This window comes from Mizugakiibacter sediminis (assembly GCF_000953855.2).
Lineage (GTDB): Bacteria > Pseudomonadota > Gammaproteobacteria > Xanthomonadales > Rhodanobacteraceae > Mizugakiibacter > Mizugakiibacter sediminis.
In genome coordinates this window covers 1-15,706 of sequence record NZ_DF970177.1, presented here as the reverse complement: position 1 = coordinate 15,706, position 15,706 = coordinate 1, and the positions used below count along the sequence as shown (strand labels likewise).

Genomic DNA, 15,706 nt, shown 5'->3' with positions numbered 1-15,706 from the left:
GGGCCGTCCGCGGAGTATCGCCATGAAGATCAACGTGGGTTTCACCGATCGCCTGATCCGCACCATGCTCGGTCTGGCCCTGCTGAGCCTGCTGCTGACGCCGGGCAACGCGCGCTGGTTCGGCCTGCTCGGCCTGATCCCGCTGGCCACCGCGGTGGTCGGCATGTGCCCGCTGTACCGGCTGCTCGGCGTCGACACGCGCGGCCGCAAGGCGCGCTGAAAACGGGTATCGCACCATGGCCGTGACCGTCCACATCCGCATCACCGGCAGCGCCGACGACGCCCGCGCGCTGGCCGTCACCCTGCAGGGCCTGCCCGGCATCGAGCACATCGAGGAAGTGGCCGACCTGATGCCGCACCTCGACGACGAGGATTCGAGCTCCGCCGGGCTGTCCGACGACATCGGCCCCGGCATGCACGCCATCGAGGTGGAGGCGCCGGACCGCGAAACCGCCGAGCGCGTGCGCGAGCTGGCCGAGGCCACCGGCATCGACCTCGGCGTGCCCATCGAGATCGTCGACGAGTTCTGAGCCCTCTTCCCGACGGCACGAAAACGCTGCACGCTGTGGGGCTCCGCCGCTCCCGTGCCGTTCCGATGCCGACCCACCGCAAGGCCCTGCTGCAGATCCACCTGTGCGTGCTGCTGTGGGGCTTCACCGCCATCCTCGGCAAGCTGATCACGCTGCCGGCGCTGGCGCTGGTGTGGTGGCGCACGCTGATCGTCGCCGCGGCGCTGCTGCTGGTGCCGCGCGTCTGGCGCGGTCTGCGCGCGATGCCGGCGCGGCTGCGCTTCGCCTACGCCGGCGTCGGCGTGCTGGTATCGCTGCACTGGCTGACCTTCTACGCCGCGGTCAAGCTGGCCAACGCCTCGGTCGGCGCGACCACGATCGCGCTGGGTCCCGTATTCCTCTCGCTGCTCGAGCCCTGGCTGGCGCGCCGCCGCTTCGACCCGCGCGAGCTGCTGCTCGGCATCGCCGTGCTGCCCGGCGTGGCGCTGGTGGTGGGCGGCATCCCCGCGGGCATGCGCGCCGGCGTCGCCGCCGGCGTGGTCTCGGCGCTGTTCGTCGCCCTGTTCGGCGCGCTCAACAAGCGCTTCGTCGAGCACGCCGACCCGCTGACCGTGACCTGCCTCGAACTCGGTGCCGGCACGGCGTTCCTGACCCTGCTGGCGCCGCTGCTGCCGCATGCGGGACCGCTGTTGCCGCTGCCCGGCCCGCGCGACGCCGTCCTGCTGCTGGTACTCGCGCTGGGCTGCACGCTGCTGCCGTTCGCGTTGGCGCTGGTGGCGTTGCGCCGGTTGAGCGCGTTCGGCGTGCAGTTGACCACCAACCTGGAACCGGTCTACGCGATCGTGCTGGCCGCGCTGCTGCTGGGCGAGCAGCGCGAACTGTCGGCGGCCTTCTATACCGGCGTAGCGATCATCCTCGCCGCGGTGTTCCTGCACCCGCTGCTGACGCGGCGCAGCGCGCCCGCCGATCATCCCGAAGTGCTGGGCACGGCGGAATCCAAGGGCATCGCCGACTGAATCCGCGCGGCCGCGCCGGATAGGAATCTTTTAGGAAGCGCTTAGCGGCGATTTAGCAACGCCGCCGGCCGCGCGCGTCTACGCTGGCGGGCCATTGCCGGGCGCTCCCGCGCCCGCCTCTCCTCGAGTAGACGGACCCGCAACGCATGAACGCCGCCAACGCACGCATGAACATGTACGGCCCGATCCACAAGGGCCTGCGCGCCCGCATGGCCGAAGCCCTGACCGCCCTGGGCCGCATGGACTGCAACGACGCCGGGCAGGTCGAAGCCACCCTCGACCTGGTCGGCGACCTGCTCGACCTCTGCCTCGACCATCTCGAACACGAGAACCGCTTCGTGCACGCCGCGATGGAAGCGCGCGCGCCCGGCTCCGCCGACGCCGCCACCATCGAGCACGCGCACCACCAGGCCGAGATCGCCGCCCTGCACGCGCTGTGCTCGCACGTGGCCATCAGCCGCGGGCACGAGCGCGCCGAGCTGGCGCATCGGCTCTACCTCGCGTTCTCCACCTTCGTCGCCGAGAACCTGACGCACATGCGCTTCGAGGAGGAACACAACAACGCCGTGCTGTGGACGCACTACGGCGACGCGGAGCTGCTGGCGATCGAGCAGGCGCTGGTCGCCTCCATCCCCGAGGCCAAGCGGCCGCGCGCGCTGCGTCTGATCGTGCCGGCGCTGGCGCACGGCGAGCGCGTGCAGTTCCTCGCGCGCATGCGCGCCGGCATGCCGGAGCCGGCCTTCGCCGGCGTGCTGGCGATGCTGATGCCGCTGCTGGACGCGCACGAGCAGGACAAGCTGCGCGCTGCGCTCGGCCTCGACGAGGCGGCGGCCGGCATCGCCGCGTGAACGCGCCGCGGGCTCAGCCCGCGGCGTGCTCGACCAGCTGCACCGGGCGGGCGACGCGCAGGCGGAAGCGGCCGCGCCCGGTCTTGTCGATGCCGAGCCAATCGGCGCGCTCGGACAGGCGCTTGGCCAGCAGGATCAGCCGCGCTTCCAGATTGTCGACCACGTCGGGCAGGCCGATCGCCGGGTCGAGGCGCAGCTCGCGGTTGCTGTAGTCGACGCGGCCGTCCTGCACGTAGCCGCTCAGCAGCCGCCACAGGATCGCGCCGGCGACGCCCTTGATCAGGTAGTCGTCGCCGAGAAAGATGCTGTTGTCGCGCCGGTAGCGCCGCACCGTCACCGGCTCGACGTCGGCGGCCGGCGCCGCCGGCGCCGAGGCTTCCGCCGCCTCTTCGCTCTCCGCTTCGTCGCGCAACGCGCGCACGACGACGCCCAGCGCCGCGGCGACCGCGCCGAGCGCGTCTTCGTCGTCGTGGCTGAAGCGCAGGTCCTGCGCGCTTTCCGCGTACAGCACGCCGAGCAGCTCGCCGCCGGCCTCGACCGGCACCGCCAGCTGGCTGCCGGGTTCGGCGAGGCCGGGGAACGGGATCGCCGTCTCCAGCGCGTCCGCCGCGCCCTCGCCCAGCGCCGCCTCGCGCACGGCGCGCCCGTAGGCGTATTCCGCGGCCTTGTGGTTGATGCGGATCGAGGTGCGGTACTGGGCGACCACGCCGACGATGCCGGCGCCGAACGGAATCTCCGAGCCGACGCCGGAAGCGGCGTAGCCGCGGCTGGCGACCGTGTACAGCCGCGTGCGCGCGCGGTCGCACAGCAGGATCATCGCGTGCCCCACGCCGAAGTGGCGGTCGAGCCCGTCCAGCGTCTGCTCGAACAGCGCGTCCATGTCGGTCGCTGCGGCGATCCGCTGCGTCAGCAGGCGCACCGCCGGCAGCAGGTTGCGCTCGGCGTCCTGGCGACGGCGCTCCGGCGCGTCGATGCGCTCGATGCGCAGCACGCGGTAGATGTCCGCGCCGAGCAGGCGGAACACGCCGCTCATGCCGGTGTGCGAGGCGATGCCGGCGAGACGCGCCTTCATGCGCTGGAACAGCGCGCCCTCGGTCTCGGTGCGTTCGAAGCGCAGGTACAGGCGGTAGCGCGCGGCGGTCTGCGGGTGGATCACCAGCACCGTCGCCAGCGGGTGCGCCAGCACGTTCTGATGTGTCTTGTTGAAGAACTGGAAGGACAGCGCGACGTGGTCGCAGTCGACGATCTCGACCTGCGAGGCGTAGGCGACGTTGGGCGTGCCGTCCGGCGCGCAGGTGGCGATCACCGCCGGGATGGCGCCGTCCAGGCAGGCGCGGATCGCGTCCAGCGTCGTGCTCACGGCGCGCTCCCGATCTTCGATCCGGCCTTGGGGCCGGGCGTCTGCAGGAACGCCTCGACGGGCACGAACGCCACCACGCGCAGGTCGTCGGCGGCGTACTCGAAGAACCCCTGCAGCAGGCCGGGCGCGAAGCCCAGCGCGACGAGGTTGCGGCTGAAGCCTTCGCAGTAGCGCCGGGCGTGCTCGCGATCTTCGGCGTCGGCCATTTCCACGCGCGCGTCCGTGCCCTTCAGCTGCAGCGCGCGGTGCGTGCCGACCTCGGCGAACACCGCCGCCACCGCGCCGCCGGTCTCGATGTCGCGCAGCAGCTCCATCGACTGCGAACCCACCACCAGGATGCGCACGCCGCGATCGCCGTCCAGCACCCGGCAGCCGTAGCCCTTGCTCAGCGTCGGCACGTTGGCGGCGTCGCGCGAGGCGACGGTGATGGAGACGCCGCCCTCGATGAAACGCACCCAGTCCGGATCGAGCCAGGCGGAAACGGGGATGGGCGGCATGGCGTATCGGCGGTCGGATCAGGCGAAAGTCCGCCGACAGCATAGCCGAGCGCCGCTGCGTCCGTCGCCGCCGGCGCGCGCTTCGCGCGGACCGTGCGGCAATGCCAGAATGGCCGGCGTCTTCGCACCAGGGAGCCTCCGATGGACATGCCGCAACCCGGTCCCGCGCACGCGCAGCTCGCCCGCCTCGCCGGCGTCTGGGAGGGCGAGGAACGCCTGGCGCCCTCGCCCTGGGCCGCAGCCGGCGTCGCGCGCGGGCGCCTCGTCTGCCGCATGGCCGTCGACGGCCTGATGCTGCTGCAGGACTACGAGCAGACGCGCGACGGCCGCGTCGCCTTCCGCGCCCACGGCGTGATGATGCTCGACCCGGCCGGCGGCGACGTGCTGTGGTGGTGGTTCGACAGCGCCGGCTTCCCGCCGGAACCGGCACGCGGCCGGTGGGACGGCGACGTGCTGCGCCTGGCGAAAAGCACGCCGCGCGGCGAGGCGCGCTATGCCTACCATGCCGGCGGCGACCGCCTCGGTTTCGCCATCGAGACGCGCCTGCCCGGCCAGGACGCCTTCGCCGCCTTCCTGACCGGCGACTATCGCCGCCGCGCGGACTGAATCGCCGCGCCACGCTTCGCCTCCGGGGAGATCCGCATGAATCGTCTGCTCGCGCTCTGTCTCGGTCTGTCGCTCGTGGTCGGCGCCACGGCCGCGTCCGACCAGCCGCCCGGCGTCGATCCGCACGACTTCGTCGCCTACGACGCCAAGGTGCTGGCGCTGACCGGCGCGCGACTGATCGACGGCACCGGCGCGGCGCCGCGCGCGCACGTCACCGTGCTGATCCGCGACGGCCGCATCGCCGCGGTCGGCGACGACGGCAGCGTGGCGATCCCGGCCGAAGCCCGGCGCATCGACCTCGCCGGCAAGACCCTGCTGCCCGGCTACGTGATGCTGCACGAGCACCTGTTCTATCCGACCGGGCGGCTGTCCTACGCCAGCATGCCGTACAGCTTCCCGCGGCTGTACCTCGCCGGCGGCGTCACCACCATGCGCACCGCCGGCAGCATCAACCCGTACGCCGACCTCGGCATCAAGCAATGGATCGACGCCGGCCGCGCGGTCGGGCCGCATATCTTCTTCACCGGCCCCTACCTCACCGCCGCCAGTCCCGAATTCCCGATCATGCAGGTGCCGGACTTCGGCACGCCGCGCAGCGCGCGCGAGGAAGTGCGCCACTGGATCGACCTCGGCGCGCGCGACTTCAAGACCTACACCACGATCAGCCGCAAGACGCTGAAGGCGGTGATCGACGAGGCGCACGCGCACGGCGCGCGCGTCACCGGGCATCTCTGCTCGGTGACGCTCGCGGAAGCGGCGGCCCTCGGCATCGACGACCTCGAACACGGCGTGTTCGTCGCCACCGATTTCGTCAAGGACAAGCAGCCGGACCGCTGCCCGCCCTACGCCGAGGTGGCGAAGTCGATCGCCGCGCTTGACGTGCAGGGTCCGCAGGCGCAGGCGCTGATCCGCACGCTGGTCGCGCGCCGCGTCGCGCTGACCTCGACCCTGCCGGTGTTCGAGGCGTTCACCCCAGGCCGACCGCCGCTGCCTGCCGGCGTGCTCGACCTGATGTCCGCACAAGCGCGCGACAACTACCTGCGCGCCTACGCCGCCGTGACTGCGGGCCACTCACAGACCGCGATCGACGCGTTCAAGCACGGCATGGCCTTCGAGAAGGCATTCCTTGACGCCGGCGGCCTGCTGGTCAGCGGCACCGACCCGACCGGCAACGGCGGCGTGGTGCCCGGCTACTCCAACGCGCGCGAGGTCGAACTGCTGGTCGAGGCCGGCCTGACGTTGCCGCAGGCGGTGCAGGTGGCAACGCTGAACGGCGCGAAGTTCCTGCACATCGACGGGGAAACCGGCAGCGTCGCCGTCGGCAAGCGCGCCGACCTGAGCGTGATCGACGGCGATCCCACCCACGATCCGCGCGCGCTGCGCAAGGTGCAGTGGGTGTTCAAGGACGGCATCGGCTACGACGCGGCGAAGCTGCGCGACAGCGTGCGCGGCGACGTCGGCACACGCTGAAGCAAAAAAGCCGCGCGGCTCGCGCCGCGCGGCTCGAATGTGCCGTTCTGCTTCCGGTCAGAACTTGACGGTCACGCGGCCCCACCAGTAGCGGCCCAGCGTGTCGTACGTGTTGACGTCGGTGTTCGCGTTCTCGACGTTGTTCTGGTACATCAGCGGCGGCTGCTTGTCGAAGGCGTTGTCGACGCCCATGTCGATGCGGCTGTTGAACGCCTTGAGGTCGTAGCCCACGCTGAAGTTGTTGTAGACCTGCGCGCCGAAGCGCAGCACCACGCCCGGCACCTTCTGGTCGGCCGAGTAGCCCTGCGACAGGTCGGCGCTGCCGACGCTGAGCGGACCGATGTAGCGCAGGTTCCACGCCGCCGACCAGGCGCCCAGGTTCCAGTTCACGCCCGCCAGCGCGCGCCAGCGCGCGTAGTTGCCGTACTGGCTGTTGTAGTGAGCGGCCACGTGGCTGACCACGTCGCCGGGCAGGCCCGGGGTCTGGTCGTTGTCGTACTGCGCGATGTACGTGCTGTCGAGCGACAGCGCGAAGTTGCCGTAGCGGGTCTCGGGCAGGCGGTACTTGAAGCCCATGTCCACGCCACGCGTGTCGAGACGCCCCAGGTTGGTGTACGGCGCCTTGACGATGTTGATCGCACCGTTGCCGAGCCACGTGATGTTGTCGCAGTACGCGCTGTTCGGGTTCGTGTAGCACATGTCGACCACGGTCTGCGCCGTCGGGCGCACGATCAGGTCGGTCAGGTAGATCCGCCACAGATCGACGTTGGCCGAGAAGCCTTCCAGCCAGTGCGGGTCGTAGACGAAGCCCCAGTCGAAGGACTTGCCCTTCTCCGGCCGGAGCGTGCCGCCGGCCGGGATCGCACCGGAGATCAGCGTCTGGATCTGGTCGCCCGAACGCGACAGGCCGCCGCCCACGCAGGCGCGGCCGTGCACAGGATCGACGGCGTCGTTCGGGCCGCACGGCGTGGTGTAGGTGTCGAACGAAGTCGCCGCGCCGGCATACAGCTCGTTGATGTTTGGCGCGCGGAACACCGCGGCCACCGTGCCGCGCAGCAGCAGGTCGTCGATCGGACGCCACTCGACGGCGAGCTTGCTGTTGGTGGTGTTGCCCGCCAGGTTGTAGTCAGAGTAGCGGCTGCCGATCGTCACGTTGACGACCTTGGCGAACGGCAGGTCCTTCAGTACCGGCAGGAACAGTTCCGCGTAGGCCTCCTTGACACTGAAGCCGCCCTGGTTGGGCGTCGAGCACGCTTCCGACTGGATCTTGCAGTTGCCGGTCTCGGGGTCGGCTACGGCGATGTAGTCGACCATGTAGTGCTGGTATTCCTTGCGGTAGGTGCCGCCCGCCGCCAGGCTGACCGCACCCGCGGGCAGTTCGAACAGCTCGCCGTTCGCGCTGACCTCGGCCTGACGCATGGTGTACAGCGTGTTGTAGAACGGATTCGCCGCATACAGCTTGAGCAGCGCCGCGGTGGCCGGGTCTTTCTGGTTGAAGATGTTCAGGCAGCCGCCCTTGGCCGAACTGCCCTGCACGCAGTTGTCGCCCAGCGAGCCGTCGGCGACGAGGCCGGCGGTGTCGAGATAGCCGTAGGACTGGCCCAACTGGCTGTAGTGGCCGTAGTTCAAATCGGCTTCCCACTGCCAGCTGGTGTCGCCGACGCCGCCCTTCAGACCGGCCACCGCCTGATCGCTGGTGGTCGTGTAATGCAACTGGCGGTTGCCCAGCGCGAACATGCGGATGGCGAGATCGCCGACCGAGCCGTCACCGCCAATCGGCACGCCGAACGGATTGTTCGGATTGCCCGCCGACAGGGTGATGCCCTCGCCGGCGAAGTCCAGCGGCTCCGGGGCGAGCTGCGATTCGGACGTCGTTCTGTTGTGGAAGACGTCCAGGAACGCTTCGATGTCGTCGTTGAGGCGATACTTCGCCTGCATGAACGCGTGCGTGCGCTCCTGCGGCGTCAGGATCAGGTTGGTCGCCTGATAGTTGTAGGTGTCGCCCGGACCGGAAGCCGACGGGTCCACGTAGCAGCGGTAGCCGGCGGGAATGCCGTTGCCGCCGGGTGCGGACGGGTCGTACGTGCCTGCGCCAAACTGGTTCGGGCAGTTGGCGAACTGCGGCGCGAAGATCAGGCCGCTGACCGATGCAAAAGAACCGGAGGTGACCTTCTGGCCGTGACGGAGGTTGTAGGTCGCCTTCGAGAAGTCGCGGCTGGAGGCACTGACCGCGTCGAAGTGGTCGTAACCGACGCCGCCGATCACGCTGCCCTGGTCGCCGCTCTGGCCGAAGGCCAGGGTATAGCCCTTGCGCGCGCCGTCGCCGCGCGCGGACACGCCGTAGTTGGCGGCGAACTCCGCGCCCTGGTAATTCGAGCGCAGGATGAAGTTGACCACGCCGGCGATGGCGTCGGAGCCGTACACGGCCGAAGCGCCGTCCTTGAGGACTTCCACGCGCTCGACCATGGCCGCGGGAATGGCGTTGACGTCGCCGTCGACCACGCGCTGGCCGTTGACCAGCACCAGCGTGCGCTGGTCGCCGAGGCCGCGCAGGGAAACGCGCGATGCGCCGTCGCCGCCGCCGTTGTTCACCTGCGGATTGTTGGCATTGCCGGAGATCGCCGGAATCTGCTGCACCAGATCGCCGAGGGTGACCTTGCCCGACTGCTGGATCTGCGCGCGATCGATCGAGAACACGGGGCTCGCGGTCTCGAGGTCCACGCGGCGGATGCGCGAACCGGTGACGACGATCGTCTCCAGCGACTGCGGCTTCGCGGCAGGCTGTACGGCATCCTGCGCCGCGGCCGCGAACGGGGCGGCGGCGGCGAGAGCGGGAACGAGGAGCGGAAGCTTGCCGAGGCCACGCGACGCGAGGGCGTGACGGATCGACCGCTGGATCAGCGGATTCGACATGAAGTTCTCCTGCTTGCTGACAAGGAATGCCGGAACGCTTCCGGCCGCGGAAGTTTAGGTTTCGTAAAATCGCGGCAAGCCGCCGCGAATGCCTTCCCGCATGGCAGGAATTGCCATCATCGCGGTGACGGCTCCGCTGCGTCGTATTCGCCGCGCACGGCCGTCTGCGCCGCCGCATCCGGGCGCCGGCGCAGTTCGCTGGAAGACACGCCGAGATGCCGCTTGATAGCGCGCGTCAGCGAAGATTGGCTGTCGAAGCCCGTCGCCATGGCGATATCGCCGATGCCGAGCGCGCTTTTCTCGATCAGCCCGCGCGCGCGCGCGATGCGGTGCGCCATGAAGTGCGCATAGGGCGTTTCGCCGAACACCGCGCTGAACGAACGGATCAGGTGCCAGTTGGAATAGCTGGCCATGCGCGCCAGTTGCGCGACGTCGAGTTCGCCGTCGGTGCAGGTGGCGATGCGATGGCGCACGCGCTGCAGGCGCAGGAACGTCTGCTTGCGGTGCACCAGCGAACGGCCGCGGCAACGCGCGATCAGGTCGGCGTATGGCGCCTGCATATCGTGCAGGGCGTGGGCCAGCCAGGCGATGCGCGCGGTCGGCAACACCGACGCCTGCGCGGCGGCCGCGGCAAGCTGCGTCAGGGCCGCGCCGAATCCGGCGGGCGCCTCGTGCAGCGCCGGGAACACCGTCGGCGCGGGCGCGATCGCTCCGGTGGCGACCGAACTCAGCCGCGCCCAGGTGCGCTGCGTGGCCAACACGCCGACGCAACGCGCGCCGGCCGCGCAGGCGATCTCGAGCGCGCGCTCGGAGTCGGACGCGAAAACCGTGTCACCGGTCAGCGCCAGCTCGCCGTCGACACTGGAAGCGTGGACGCGCCCGACGCGCGGGCACCAGAGGCCGGCAAATCGCGGAGGAACGGAAAGCGCGGCGGACTCGCCAAGCTCGACGAGCATCAGCCCGTCCGTCAGCGCGGCCAGCGCGCCGTCGTCGCGGTCCAGCGCGAGACCCGAACCCGGCGTCACTCGACGCACGGCCAGCTTCATCGCCGCGACCTCGCGACCCCGACCGCCGCATCCGCGCGAAACGGCAGCCACCGGGGTCCCGATCCCGGTGGCATGCCAAGGGCCCTTTCTACTGCACTTGCACAACTCTGCCCATTGGAGGGCGAGGAAAGCGTAGCGAGACGAGACGTCCCGGGATCGGCACTTGCGGCGCGCCGGCGTGGCAGGAATTGCGCGGTCGCGGCGGGCGCGCGGATGCCGCCGTGGCGCGGCGGTGCGGCCGCTTCGGCGGCGCGCACGTCTTCCGGCACATCCACGAGGACAGGGTTCGACGACATGATCGGGGACTGGAATTCGCCGGGAACACAAAACCGCGGGCGGCGTGCGCGACGCGCATCCGGCGGCGGCGGGCGCAGTGCGCAAGGTCATGCGCCGCGCGCGTCGTTGCCGGCCATCGTGCGACCGCGCCGCCGGACCGTGAAGACGGCCGCCCGCACAACACTCTTGTCGCTGGAGCAATGCCTGCATGCCCGTGGATGAGCTTTCCTTGATCGCGACGTTCGCGCGCGTGGCCGAGACCGGCACCTTCTCGGCTGCCGCGGAACGCATGGGCGTCGCGCCCTCGGTGGTCAGCCGTCACGTCGCCCGCCTCGAGGCGGAACTCGGCGCGCGCCTGATCCATCGCACCACGCGCAAGCTCGCGCTGACCGATACCGGCAACGCGTACTACGCGCACTGCCGCCGCATCCTCGAGGAGATGGCGCTGTCGCGCGAAACCGTGGCCAGCCTGCAGGGCGAACCGCGCGGGCGGTTGCGGATCAACGCCACCGTCGGCTTCGGACCGCTGGTGCTGACACCGCTGTTGCCGGCGTTCCGGCGCCGCTATCCGCAGCTGGAGATCAAGCTGTCGTTCACCGACCGCATGATCGACCTGGTCGAGACCGGTTACGACCTCGCGCTGCGCTTCCTCGATTCGCCGCCGCCGAACATGGTCGCGCGCCGCCTCGCGCACGAGCGCGACGTGATCTGCGCGGCGCCCTCCTACCTGAAGGCGCACGGCGTGCCCGCGTCGCCGGAAGAGCTGGAGCGGCATGCCTGCCTGCTGCTCGAGTGCCACGACGGATCGGTCGAATGGCGTTTCAGCCGCGGCGCCGCGCAGTGGCGCGTGCAGCCACGGCGCGGTTACCGCATCAACTCCGCCACCGCCCTGCTCGAGTTGGCCGTGTGCGGCGAAGGCGTCCTGATCCTCCCGGAATACGTGGTGCGCCGCGATCTCGAGGCCGGCCGTCTGGTCCGCGTGCTGGAGGACTTCGCCTTCCTCGACGACAACACCCTCTACGCGATCTATCCGCCCGGTCGGCAGACGCCGCAGAAGGTACGCGTCTTCCTCGACTTCCTCATCGAGCACCTGCAGCAAGACGTGGCACGCGCCGCCTGAGCGCGCCTGTCGTGCGCTAGCGGCGGGCGCGCCGGCGCGGGCCGCGCTAGCATGGGTGCGGACCCGCGGAGACGCCGATGGGCTTTCTCGCCATCACTCCCGCCGCGCCGCTGGCGGCGACCATCGTCCAGATCTGGGACTGGCAGGTCGCGCCCGGCCCGCACCGGCTGGAGCGCATCCTGCCTGCACCGGGCGCGACGCTGATCATCAACCTCCACGAGGACGCGACGCGCGTGTACGCCGACGCGCCGGGGTTTCCCTGCCTGCGCATGTCCGGCAGCGTGCTGGACGGCCCAAGCACGAGGAGCTTCGTGATCGACACCACCGAGCAGATCGCGGTGATGGGCGTGGTGTTCCGGCCCGGCGGCGCCTACCCGTACTTCCGCGAGCGCGTCGATCGCCTGTGCGACCGCCACACCGACCTCGCCGACCTGCTCGGCGACGGCGGCGCACGGCTACGCGAGCGCCTGCTGGACGCGGCGTCGCCGCAGGCGCGCATGGCGATCGTGCAGCGCTGGCTGCGCGCGCGCGTCGCCGAGCCGCGGCTGCATCCCGCGGTCGGCGCCGCCGTCGCCGGCTTCGACCGCCGGCCGGATGCCGAGGGACCGGCGGCGATGGCAAAGGCCGTCGGCCTGTCGCCGCGGCGGTTCCGCGAACTGTTCCGCGAGCACGTCGGCATGGGGCCGATGCGCTACGTGCGCCTGCAGCGCTTCCGCGAGGTGATCGCCGCGACGCAGCGCCGCGAGCGCATCGACTGGGCGCGCGTCGCCGCCGACGCCGGCTTCCACGACCAGGCGCATCTGGTGCACGAGTTCCGCCGCTTCGCCGGCATGACGCCGGGCGCGTACCTCGCGGCGCGCGACGGCCACGTCAACCACATCCCGCTGCCGTAGGCGCGGCCGCCGAAATCTACAAGACGCAGGCCGGCGCGCGCGCCTAGTCTGCGCGCCTCGGACGGCCACGGCCGTCGCCGATCTGCATGGAGACCATCGTCATGTCCGAAGCCGCCGCCACCGTCGCCACCATCATCCCCGCCTTGCGCTACCGCGACGCGCTCGCCGCCATCGACTGGCTGTGCCGCGCCTTCGGCTTCGAGAAGCACGCCGTCTACGTCGACGAGCGCGGCGTGGTGCAGCACGCGCAGCTCACCTTCGGCAACGGCATGATCATGCTGGGCCCGGTCGACAACGGCAGCGCATGGGGCCGGCGCATCGCCCAGCCGGACGAGATCGGCGGCCGCGAGACGCAGTGCCCGTGTGTCGTCGTCGCCGACTGCGACGCGCACTACGCGCGCGCCGTCGCCGCCGGCGCGGAGATCGTCGATCCGCTCGCGGCGAAGGACTACGGCGGCAAGGGCTACAGCTGCCGCGACCCCGAAGGCCACCTGTGGTGGTTCGGCAGCTACGACCCCTGGGTCTGAACGGGGCCGTATCCGCGCCGTATCCGTCCGGGCGACGTCCACGACGACGGATGCTCCGTTAACCTACCCGCGCATGGGGGAGCATGAGCACCGTCGCATGACCTCGAACCGACTGCCCGGCCTGCTGGCCGCACTGGCGCTGGCTGCGTGCAGCGTCGCGCCGCCGCGCGCATCGGCGCCGCCGCCAGTCGCCGTCGTCGCGCCAAAGTCGCCGGCCGCGCTCGCCGCGCGCATCGACGCCTATCTCGCGCAGCCGCGTTTCGCCGCGGCGGCATGGGGCATCCACGTGGTCGCGCTGGACAGCGGGCGCACGCTGTACGCGCACGACGCCGACAAGCTGGCCGTGCCGGCGTCGAACGCCAAGCTGTACACCGCGGCGCTGGCACTGGACGCGCTGGGCGCGAACTACCGCATCGCCACCTCGCTGTACGCGACGCGCGCGCCCGGCCCGCACGGCGTGCTGCGCGGCGACCTGCTGCTGGTCGGCCGCGGCGATCCCGGCTTCGGCGCGGCCGACGGCCCCACCGCCGACTGGGCCGAGCGCTTCACCGCCGCCGTCGTCGCACGCGGCATCGTCCGCGTGCGCGGCGATCTGGTCGCCGACGCCACCTTCTACCAGGGCCCGGAATTCGGCAGCGGCTGGGAAGCCGGCGATCTGCAGAGCGGCTTCGCCGCGCCGGTGTCGGCGCTCGGCGTCGCCGACAACGCGGTGCAGGTGACGGTGACGCGCGACGGCGCGCGCTGCTGCGCGGTGACGGTGACGCCTGCGGAAGCGGGCGTCGCCGTGGTCAACCGCACCTCCGCGTCATCCGGCGCCGCGCTCGGCCTGTACCGCGCGCCCGGCACAGCCGCGCTGTACGCGCTGGGCAGCCTGCCCGCCGGCGTCGACGCGCGCAGCTACACGCTGTCGGCGCCCGATCCCGCGATGCTGGCCGGCAACCTGCTGCGCACGGCGCTCGCGCGCCGCGGCGTCCGCATCGACGGCAGGGTGCGCGCGCTGCGCTGGCCGCAAGCCGATCCCGCGCTGGCCTCGCCGGACCTGCAGACGCTCGCCGAACTCGCCTCGCCGCCGCTGTCCGAGCTGGTGCGTCGCGCGCTGAAGGATTCCGACAACCTCTACGCGCAGCACCTGCTGCTGCAGGTCGGCGTGCAGGCCGCGCGGCGCGGCGTCTGCGCCGACCGCGCGCGGCCGCCCGACACCAGCGAAGGCTGGGGCCTGTGCGCGCTGCGCGCGCTGCTGGCGCGCATCGGCATCGCGCCCGGCGCGGCGACGTTCGAGGAAGGCAGCGGCCTGTCGCGCAAGGACCTGGTCACGCCGCGCGCGACCACCACGCTGCTGGCCTGGGTGCGCACGCAGCCGTTCGCGCAGACGTATCTCGACGCGCTGCCGGTCGCCGGCGTCGACGGCACGCTCGACCACCGCTTCGCCGGCACGCCCGCCGACGGCCGCCTGCGCGCCAAGACCGGCACGCTGGCGCACAGCTACGCGCTGTCCGGCTACGTCACCGACGCCGCCGGCGAACCCCTCGCGTTCGCGCTGATGCTGGACCGCTACCTGCGCCCGACCGATGCGCAGGGTGCGTCGGCCGCGCCCGCGCCCGGCGCCGACCTCGACGCGATCGCCGCGCTGCTGGCCGGCTACGCCGGCGCGACAACACAGCCGTAGCGGCTGGATCGGCGCGCGCCGCGCGGCTATCGTGGCGGCGGCAACGCACGCAGGTGTCCATGCCCTCGCCCACCGCCGACCTGTTCGCCGCCGCCTCCGCCGCGCCGCGCATCCGCGTCGGCATCGGCGGCTGGACCTTCGCGCCGTGGCGCGCCAGTTTCTATCCGGCCGACCTGCCGCAGCGGCGCGAGCTCGAATACGCCAGCCGCCAGCTCACCGCGATCGAGATCAACGGCACCTGGTACGGCGCGCAGAAGCCGGCGACCTACGCCAAGTGGCGCAGCGAGACGCCGGACGGCTTCGTGTTCTCGCTGAAGGCGCCGCGCTACGTCGTCGAAGGCAAGGCGCTGGCCAACGCCGGCAAGACCATCGACGCCTTCGTGTTCGGCGGCCTGGCCGAGCTGGGCGACCGGCTGGGGCCGATCCTCTGGCAGTTCCCGCCCTCGCGCCGCTTCGAACGCGACGACTTCGCCGCCTTCCTCGACCTGCTGCCGCGCGCGCTGGACGGCCGCCCATTGCGTCACGTGCTGGAAGTGCGCCACCCGAGCTTCCTCTGCGACGCCTATCTCGATCTCGCCCGCGCGCATCGCCTGCCCAGCGTGTTCACCGACTCCGACGCATATCCCTCGTTCGCCGATCCCACCGGCGACTTCGTCTACGCGCGGCTGATGCGCAGCCGCGCCGAGGAGCCGGCCGGCTACGCGCCGGACGCGCTCGACGCGTGGGCCGCGCGCGCCAGGCAGTGGGCCGAGGGCGGCGCGCCGGCGGACCTGCCGTACGTGCAGCCCGCACCCGCGCGGCGGACCCCGCGCGACGTGTTCGTCTACTTCATCAGCAGCGCCAAGGCGCGCAATCCGGCCGCCGCGCAGGCGCTGCTGGCGCGGCTGCGCGGCTGAAGACGGCGGCGCCGCGCCGCTGCGCGCGCGAAGGCGGCTTCGGCTCGCGGCCGCGCGGCGCGG

The 15,706-nt window shown here is 71.6% G+C and carries 15 protein-coding genes; 11 read left to right on the top strand and 4 right to left on the bottom strand.

Annotation, left to right across the window (positions count from 1 at the left end):
• Positions 1–22: 22 nt before the first annotated feature.
• The 4 genes from MBSD_RS05610 to MBSD_RS05595 all read left to right on the top strand — a co-directional run bounded on the left by MBSD_RS05610 (position 23) and on the right by MBSD_RS05595 (position 2,373).
• Positions 23–220: a YgaP family membrane protein gene (locus MBSD_RS05610; protein ID WP_062535878.1), complete on the top strand. Its 198-nt coding sequence runs from the start codon at positions 23–25 to the stop codon at positions 218–220.
• Positions 221–236: 16 nt separating this feature from the next.
• Positions 237–530 (top strand): hypothetical protein, encoded by a 294-nt coding sequence (locus tag MBSD_RS05605; protein WP_062535876.1) that lies wholly within the window; start codon positions 237–239, stop codon positions 528–530.
• 65 nt (positions 531–595) lie between these two features.
• Positions 596–1,525, top strand: coding sequence for a DMT family transporter (locus MBSD_RS05600; RefSeq protein WP_062535875.1), 930 nt, complete (start codon positions 596–598; stop codon positions 1,523–1,525).
• A 146-nt stretch (positions 1,526–1,671) separates the two neighbouring features.
• Positions 1,672–2,373 (top strand): hemerythrin domain-containing protein, encoded by a 702-nt coding sequence (locus MBSD_RS05595; protein WP_062535873.1) that lies wholly within the window; start codon positions 1,672–1,674, stop codon positions 2,371–2,373.
• A gap of 13 nt (positions 2,374–2,386) precedes the next feature.
• On the opposite strand, the gene MBSD_RS05590 is transcribed toward MBSD_RS05595, so the two are convergent.
• The gene (locus MBSD_RS05590) at positions 2,387–3,733 is read right to left on the bottom strand and encodes a GAF domain-containing protein (protein WP_062535871.1); all 1,347 of its coding nucleotides are present in this window, start codon (positions 3,731–3,733) and stop codon (positions 2,387–2,389) included.
• Complete coding sequence (locus tag MBSD_RS15730; RefSeq protein WP_062535869.1) at positions 3,730–4,230, bottom strand: hypothetical protein; 501 nt, start codon at positions 4,228–4,230, stop codon at positions 3,730–3,732. Before MBSD_RS15730 ends, MBSD_RS05590 begins: the two co-directional genes overlap by 4 nt.
• A 141-nt stretch (positions 4,231–4,371) precedes the next feature.
• On the opposite strand from MBSD_RS15730, the gene MBSD_RS05585 reads away from it, so the two are divergent.
• Together MBSD_RS05585 and MBSD_RS05580 are read left to right on the top strand one after the other, a co-directional pair.
• Entirely contained in the window at positions 4,372–4,836 is a 465-nt protein-coding gene (locus MBSD_RS05585; protein WP_062535867.1) for a DUF1579 family protein, read from the top strand.
• Positions 4,837–4,872: 36 nt separating this feature from the next.
• The gene (locus MBSD_RS05580) at positions 4,873–6,306 is read left to right on the top strand and encodes an amidohydrolase family protein (protein WP_062535866.1); all 1,434 of its coding nucleotides are present in this window, start codon (positions 4,873–4,875) and stop codon (positions 6,304–6,306) included.
• Positions 6,307–6,363: 57 nt separating this feature from the next.
• Here MBSD_RS05580 and MBSD_RS05575 read toward each other — a convergent pair whose 3' ends face one another.
• Together MBSD_RS05575 and MBSD_RS05570 are read right to left on the bottom strand one after the other, a co-directional pair.
• A complete protein-coding gene (locus tag MBSD_RS05575; protein WP_062535864.1) occupies positions 6,364–9,219 on the bottom strand; it encodes a TonB-dependent receptor plug domain-containing protein in 2,856 nt (951 codons plus the stop codon).
• Between the two features lie 116 nt (positions 9,220–9,335).
• Positions 9,336–10,370, bottom strand: a complete 1,035-nt coding sequence (locus tag MBSD_RS05570; RefSeq protein ID WP_148667814.1) for a helix-turn-helix transcriptional regulator — start codon at positions 10,368–10,370, stop codon at positions 9,336–9,338.
• Between the two features lie 400 nt (positions 10,371–10,770).
• On the opposite strand from MBSD_RS05570, the gene MBSD_RS05565 reads away from it, so the two are divergent.
• The 5 genes from MBSD_RS05565 (at position 10,771) to MBSD_RS05545 (ending at position 15,643) form a co-directional block, all read left to right on the top strand.
• Complete coding sequence (locus MBSD_RS05565) at positions 10,771–11,661, top strand: LysR family transcriptional regulator (RefSeq protein ID WP_187300559.1); 891 nt, start codon at positions 10,771–10,773, stop codon at positions 11,659–11,661.
• Positions 11,662–11,738: 77 nt separating this feature from the next.
• Entirely contained in the window at positions 11,739–12,554 is an 816-nt protein-coding gene (locus MBSD_RS05560; RefSeq protein ID WP_062535858.1) for an AraC family transcriptional regulator, read from the top strand.
• 101 nt (positions 12,555–12,655) lie between these two features.
• A complete protein-coding gene (locus tag MBSD_RS05555; RefSeq protein WP_062535928.1) occupies positions 12,656–13,081 on the top strand; it encodes a VOC family protein in 426 nt (141 codons plus the stop codon).
• A gap of 97 nt (positions 13,082–13,178) precedes the next feature.
• Positions 13,179–14,747 carry a D-alanyl-D-alanine carboxypeptidase/D-alanyl-D-alanine endopeptidase gene (gene dacB, locus MBSD_RS05550; protein ID WP_062535856.1) on the top strand — a complete coding sequence of 523 codons (1,569 nt, stop codon included), beginning with the start codon at positions 13,179–13,181 and terminating at the stop codon, positions 14,745–14,747.
• A gap of 59 nt (positions 14,748–14,806) precedes the next feature.
• Entirely contained in the window at positions 14,807–15,643 is an 837-nt protein-coding gene (locus MBSD_RS05545; RefSeq protein ID WP_062535854.1) for a DUF72 domain-containing protein, read from the top strand.
• Positions 15,644–15,706 lie beyond the last annotated feature (63 nt).

Coding starts and splice junctions, on each gene's coding strand:
- MBSD_RS05610 (WP_062535878.1), top strand. CDS start 23: ATGAAGATCAACGTGGGTTTCACCGATCGCCTGATCCGCACCATGCTC.
- MBSD_RS05605 (WP_062535876.1), top strand. CDS start 237: ATGGCCGTGACCGTCCACATCCGCATCACCGGCAGCGCCGACGACGCC.
- MBSD_RS05600 (WP_062535875.1), top strand. CDS start 596: ATGCCGACCCACCGCAAGGCCCTGCTGCAGATCCACCTGTGCGTGCTG.
- MBSD_RS05595 (WP_062535873.1), top strand. CDS start 1,672: ATGAACGCCGCCAACGCACGCATGAACATGTACGGCCCGATCCACAAG.
- MBSD_RS15730 (WP_062535869.1), bottom strand. CDS start 4,230: ATGCCGCCCATCCCCGTTTCCGCCTGGCTCGATCCGGACTGGGTGCGT.
- MBSD_RS05585 (WP_062535867.1), top strand. CDS start 4,372: ATGGACATGCCGCAACCCGGTCCCGCGCACGCGCAGCTCGCCCGCCTC.
- MBSD_RS05580 (WP_062535866.1), top strand. CDS start 4,873: ATGAATCGTCTGCTCGCGCTCTGTCTCGGTCTGTCGCTCGTGGTCGGC.
- MBSD_RS05575 (WP_062535864.1), bottom strand. CDS start 9,219: ATGTCGAATCCGCTGATCCAGCGGTCGATCCGTCACGCCCTCGCGTCG.
- MBSD_RS05560 (WP_062535858.1), top strand. CDS start 11,739: ATGGGCTTTCTCGCCATCACTCCCGCCGCGCCGCTGGCGGCGACCATC.
- MBSD_RS05555 (WP_062535928.1), top strand. CDS start 12,656: ATGTCCGAAGCCGCCGCCACCGTCGCCACCATCATCCCCGCCTTGCGC.
- dacB (WP_062535856.1), top strand. CDS start 13,179: ATGACCTCGAACCGACTGCCCGGCCTGCTGGCCGCACTGGCGCTGGCT.
- MBSD_RS05545 (WP_062535854.1), top strand. CDS start 14,807: ATGCCCTCGCCCACCGCCGACCTGTTCGCCGCCGCCTCCGCCGCGCCG.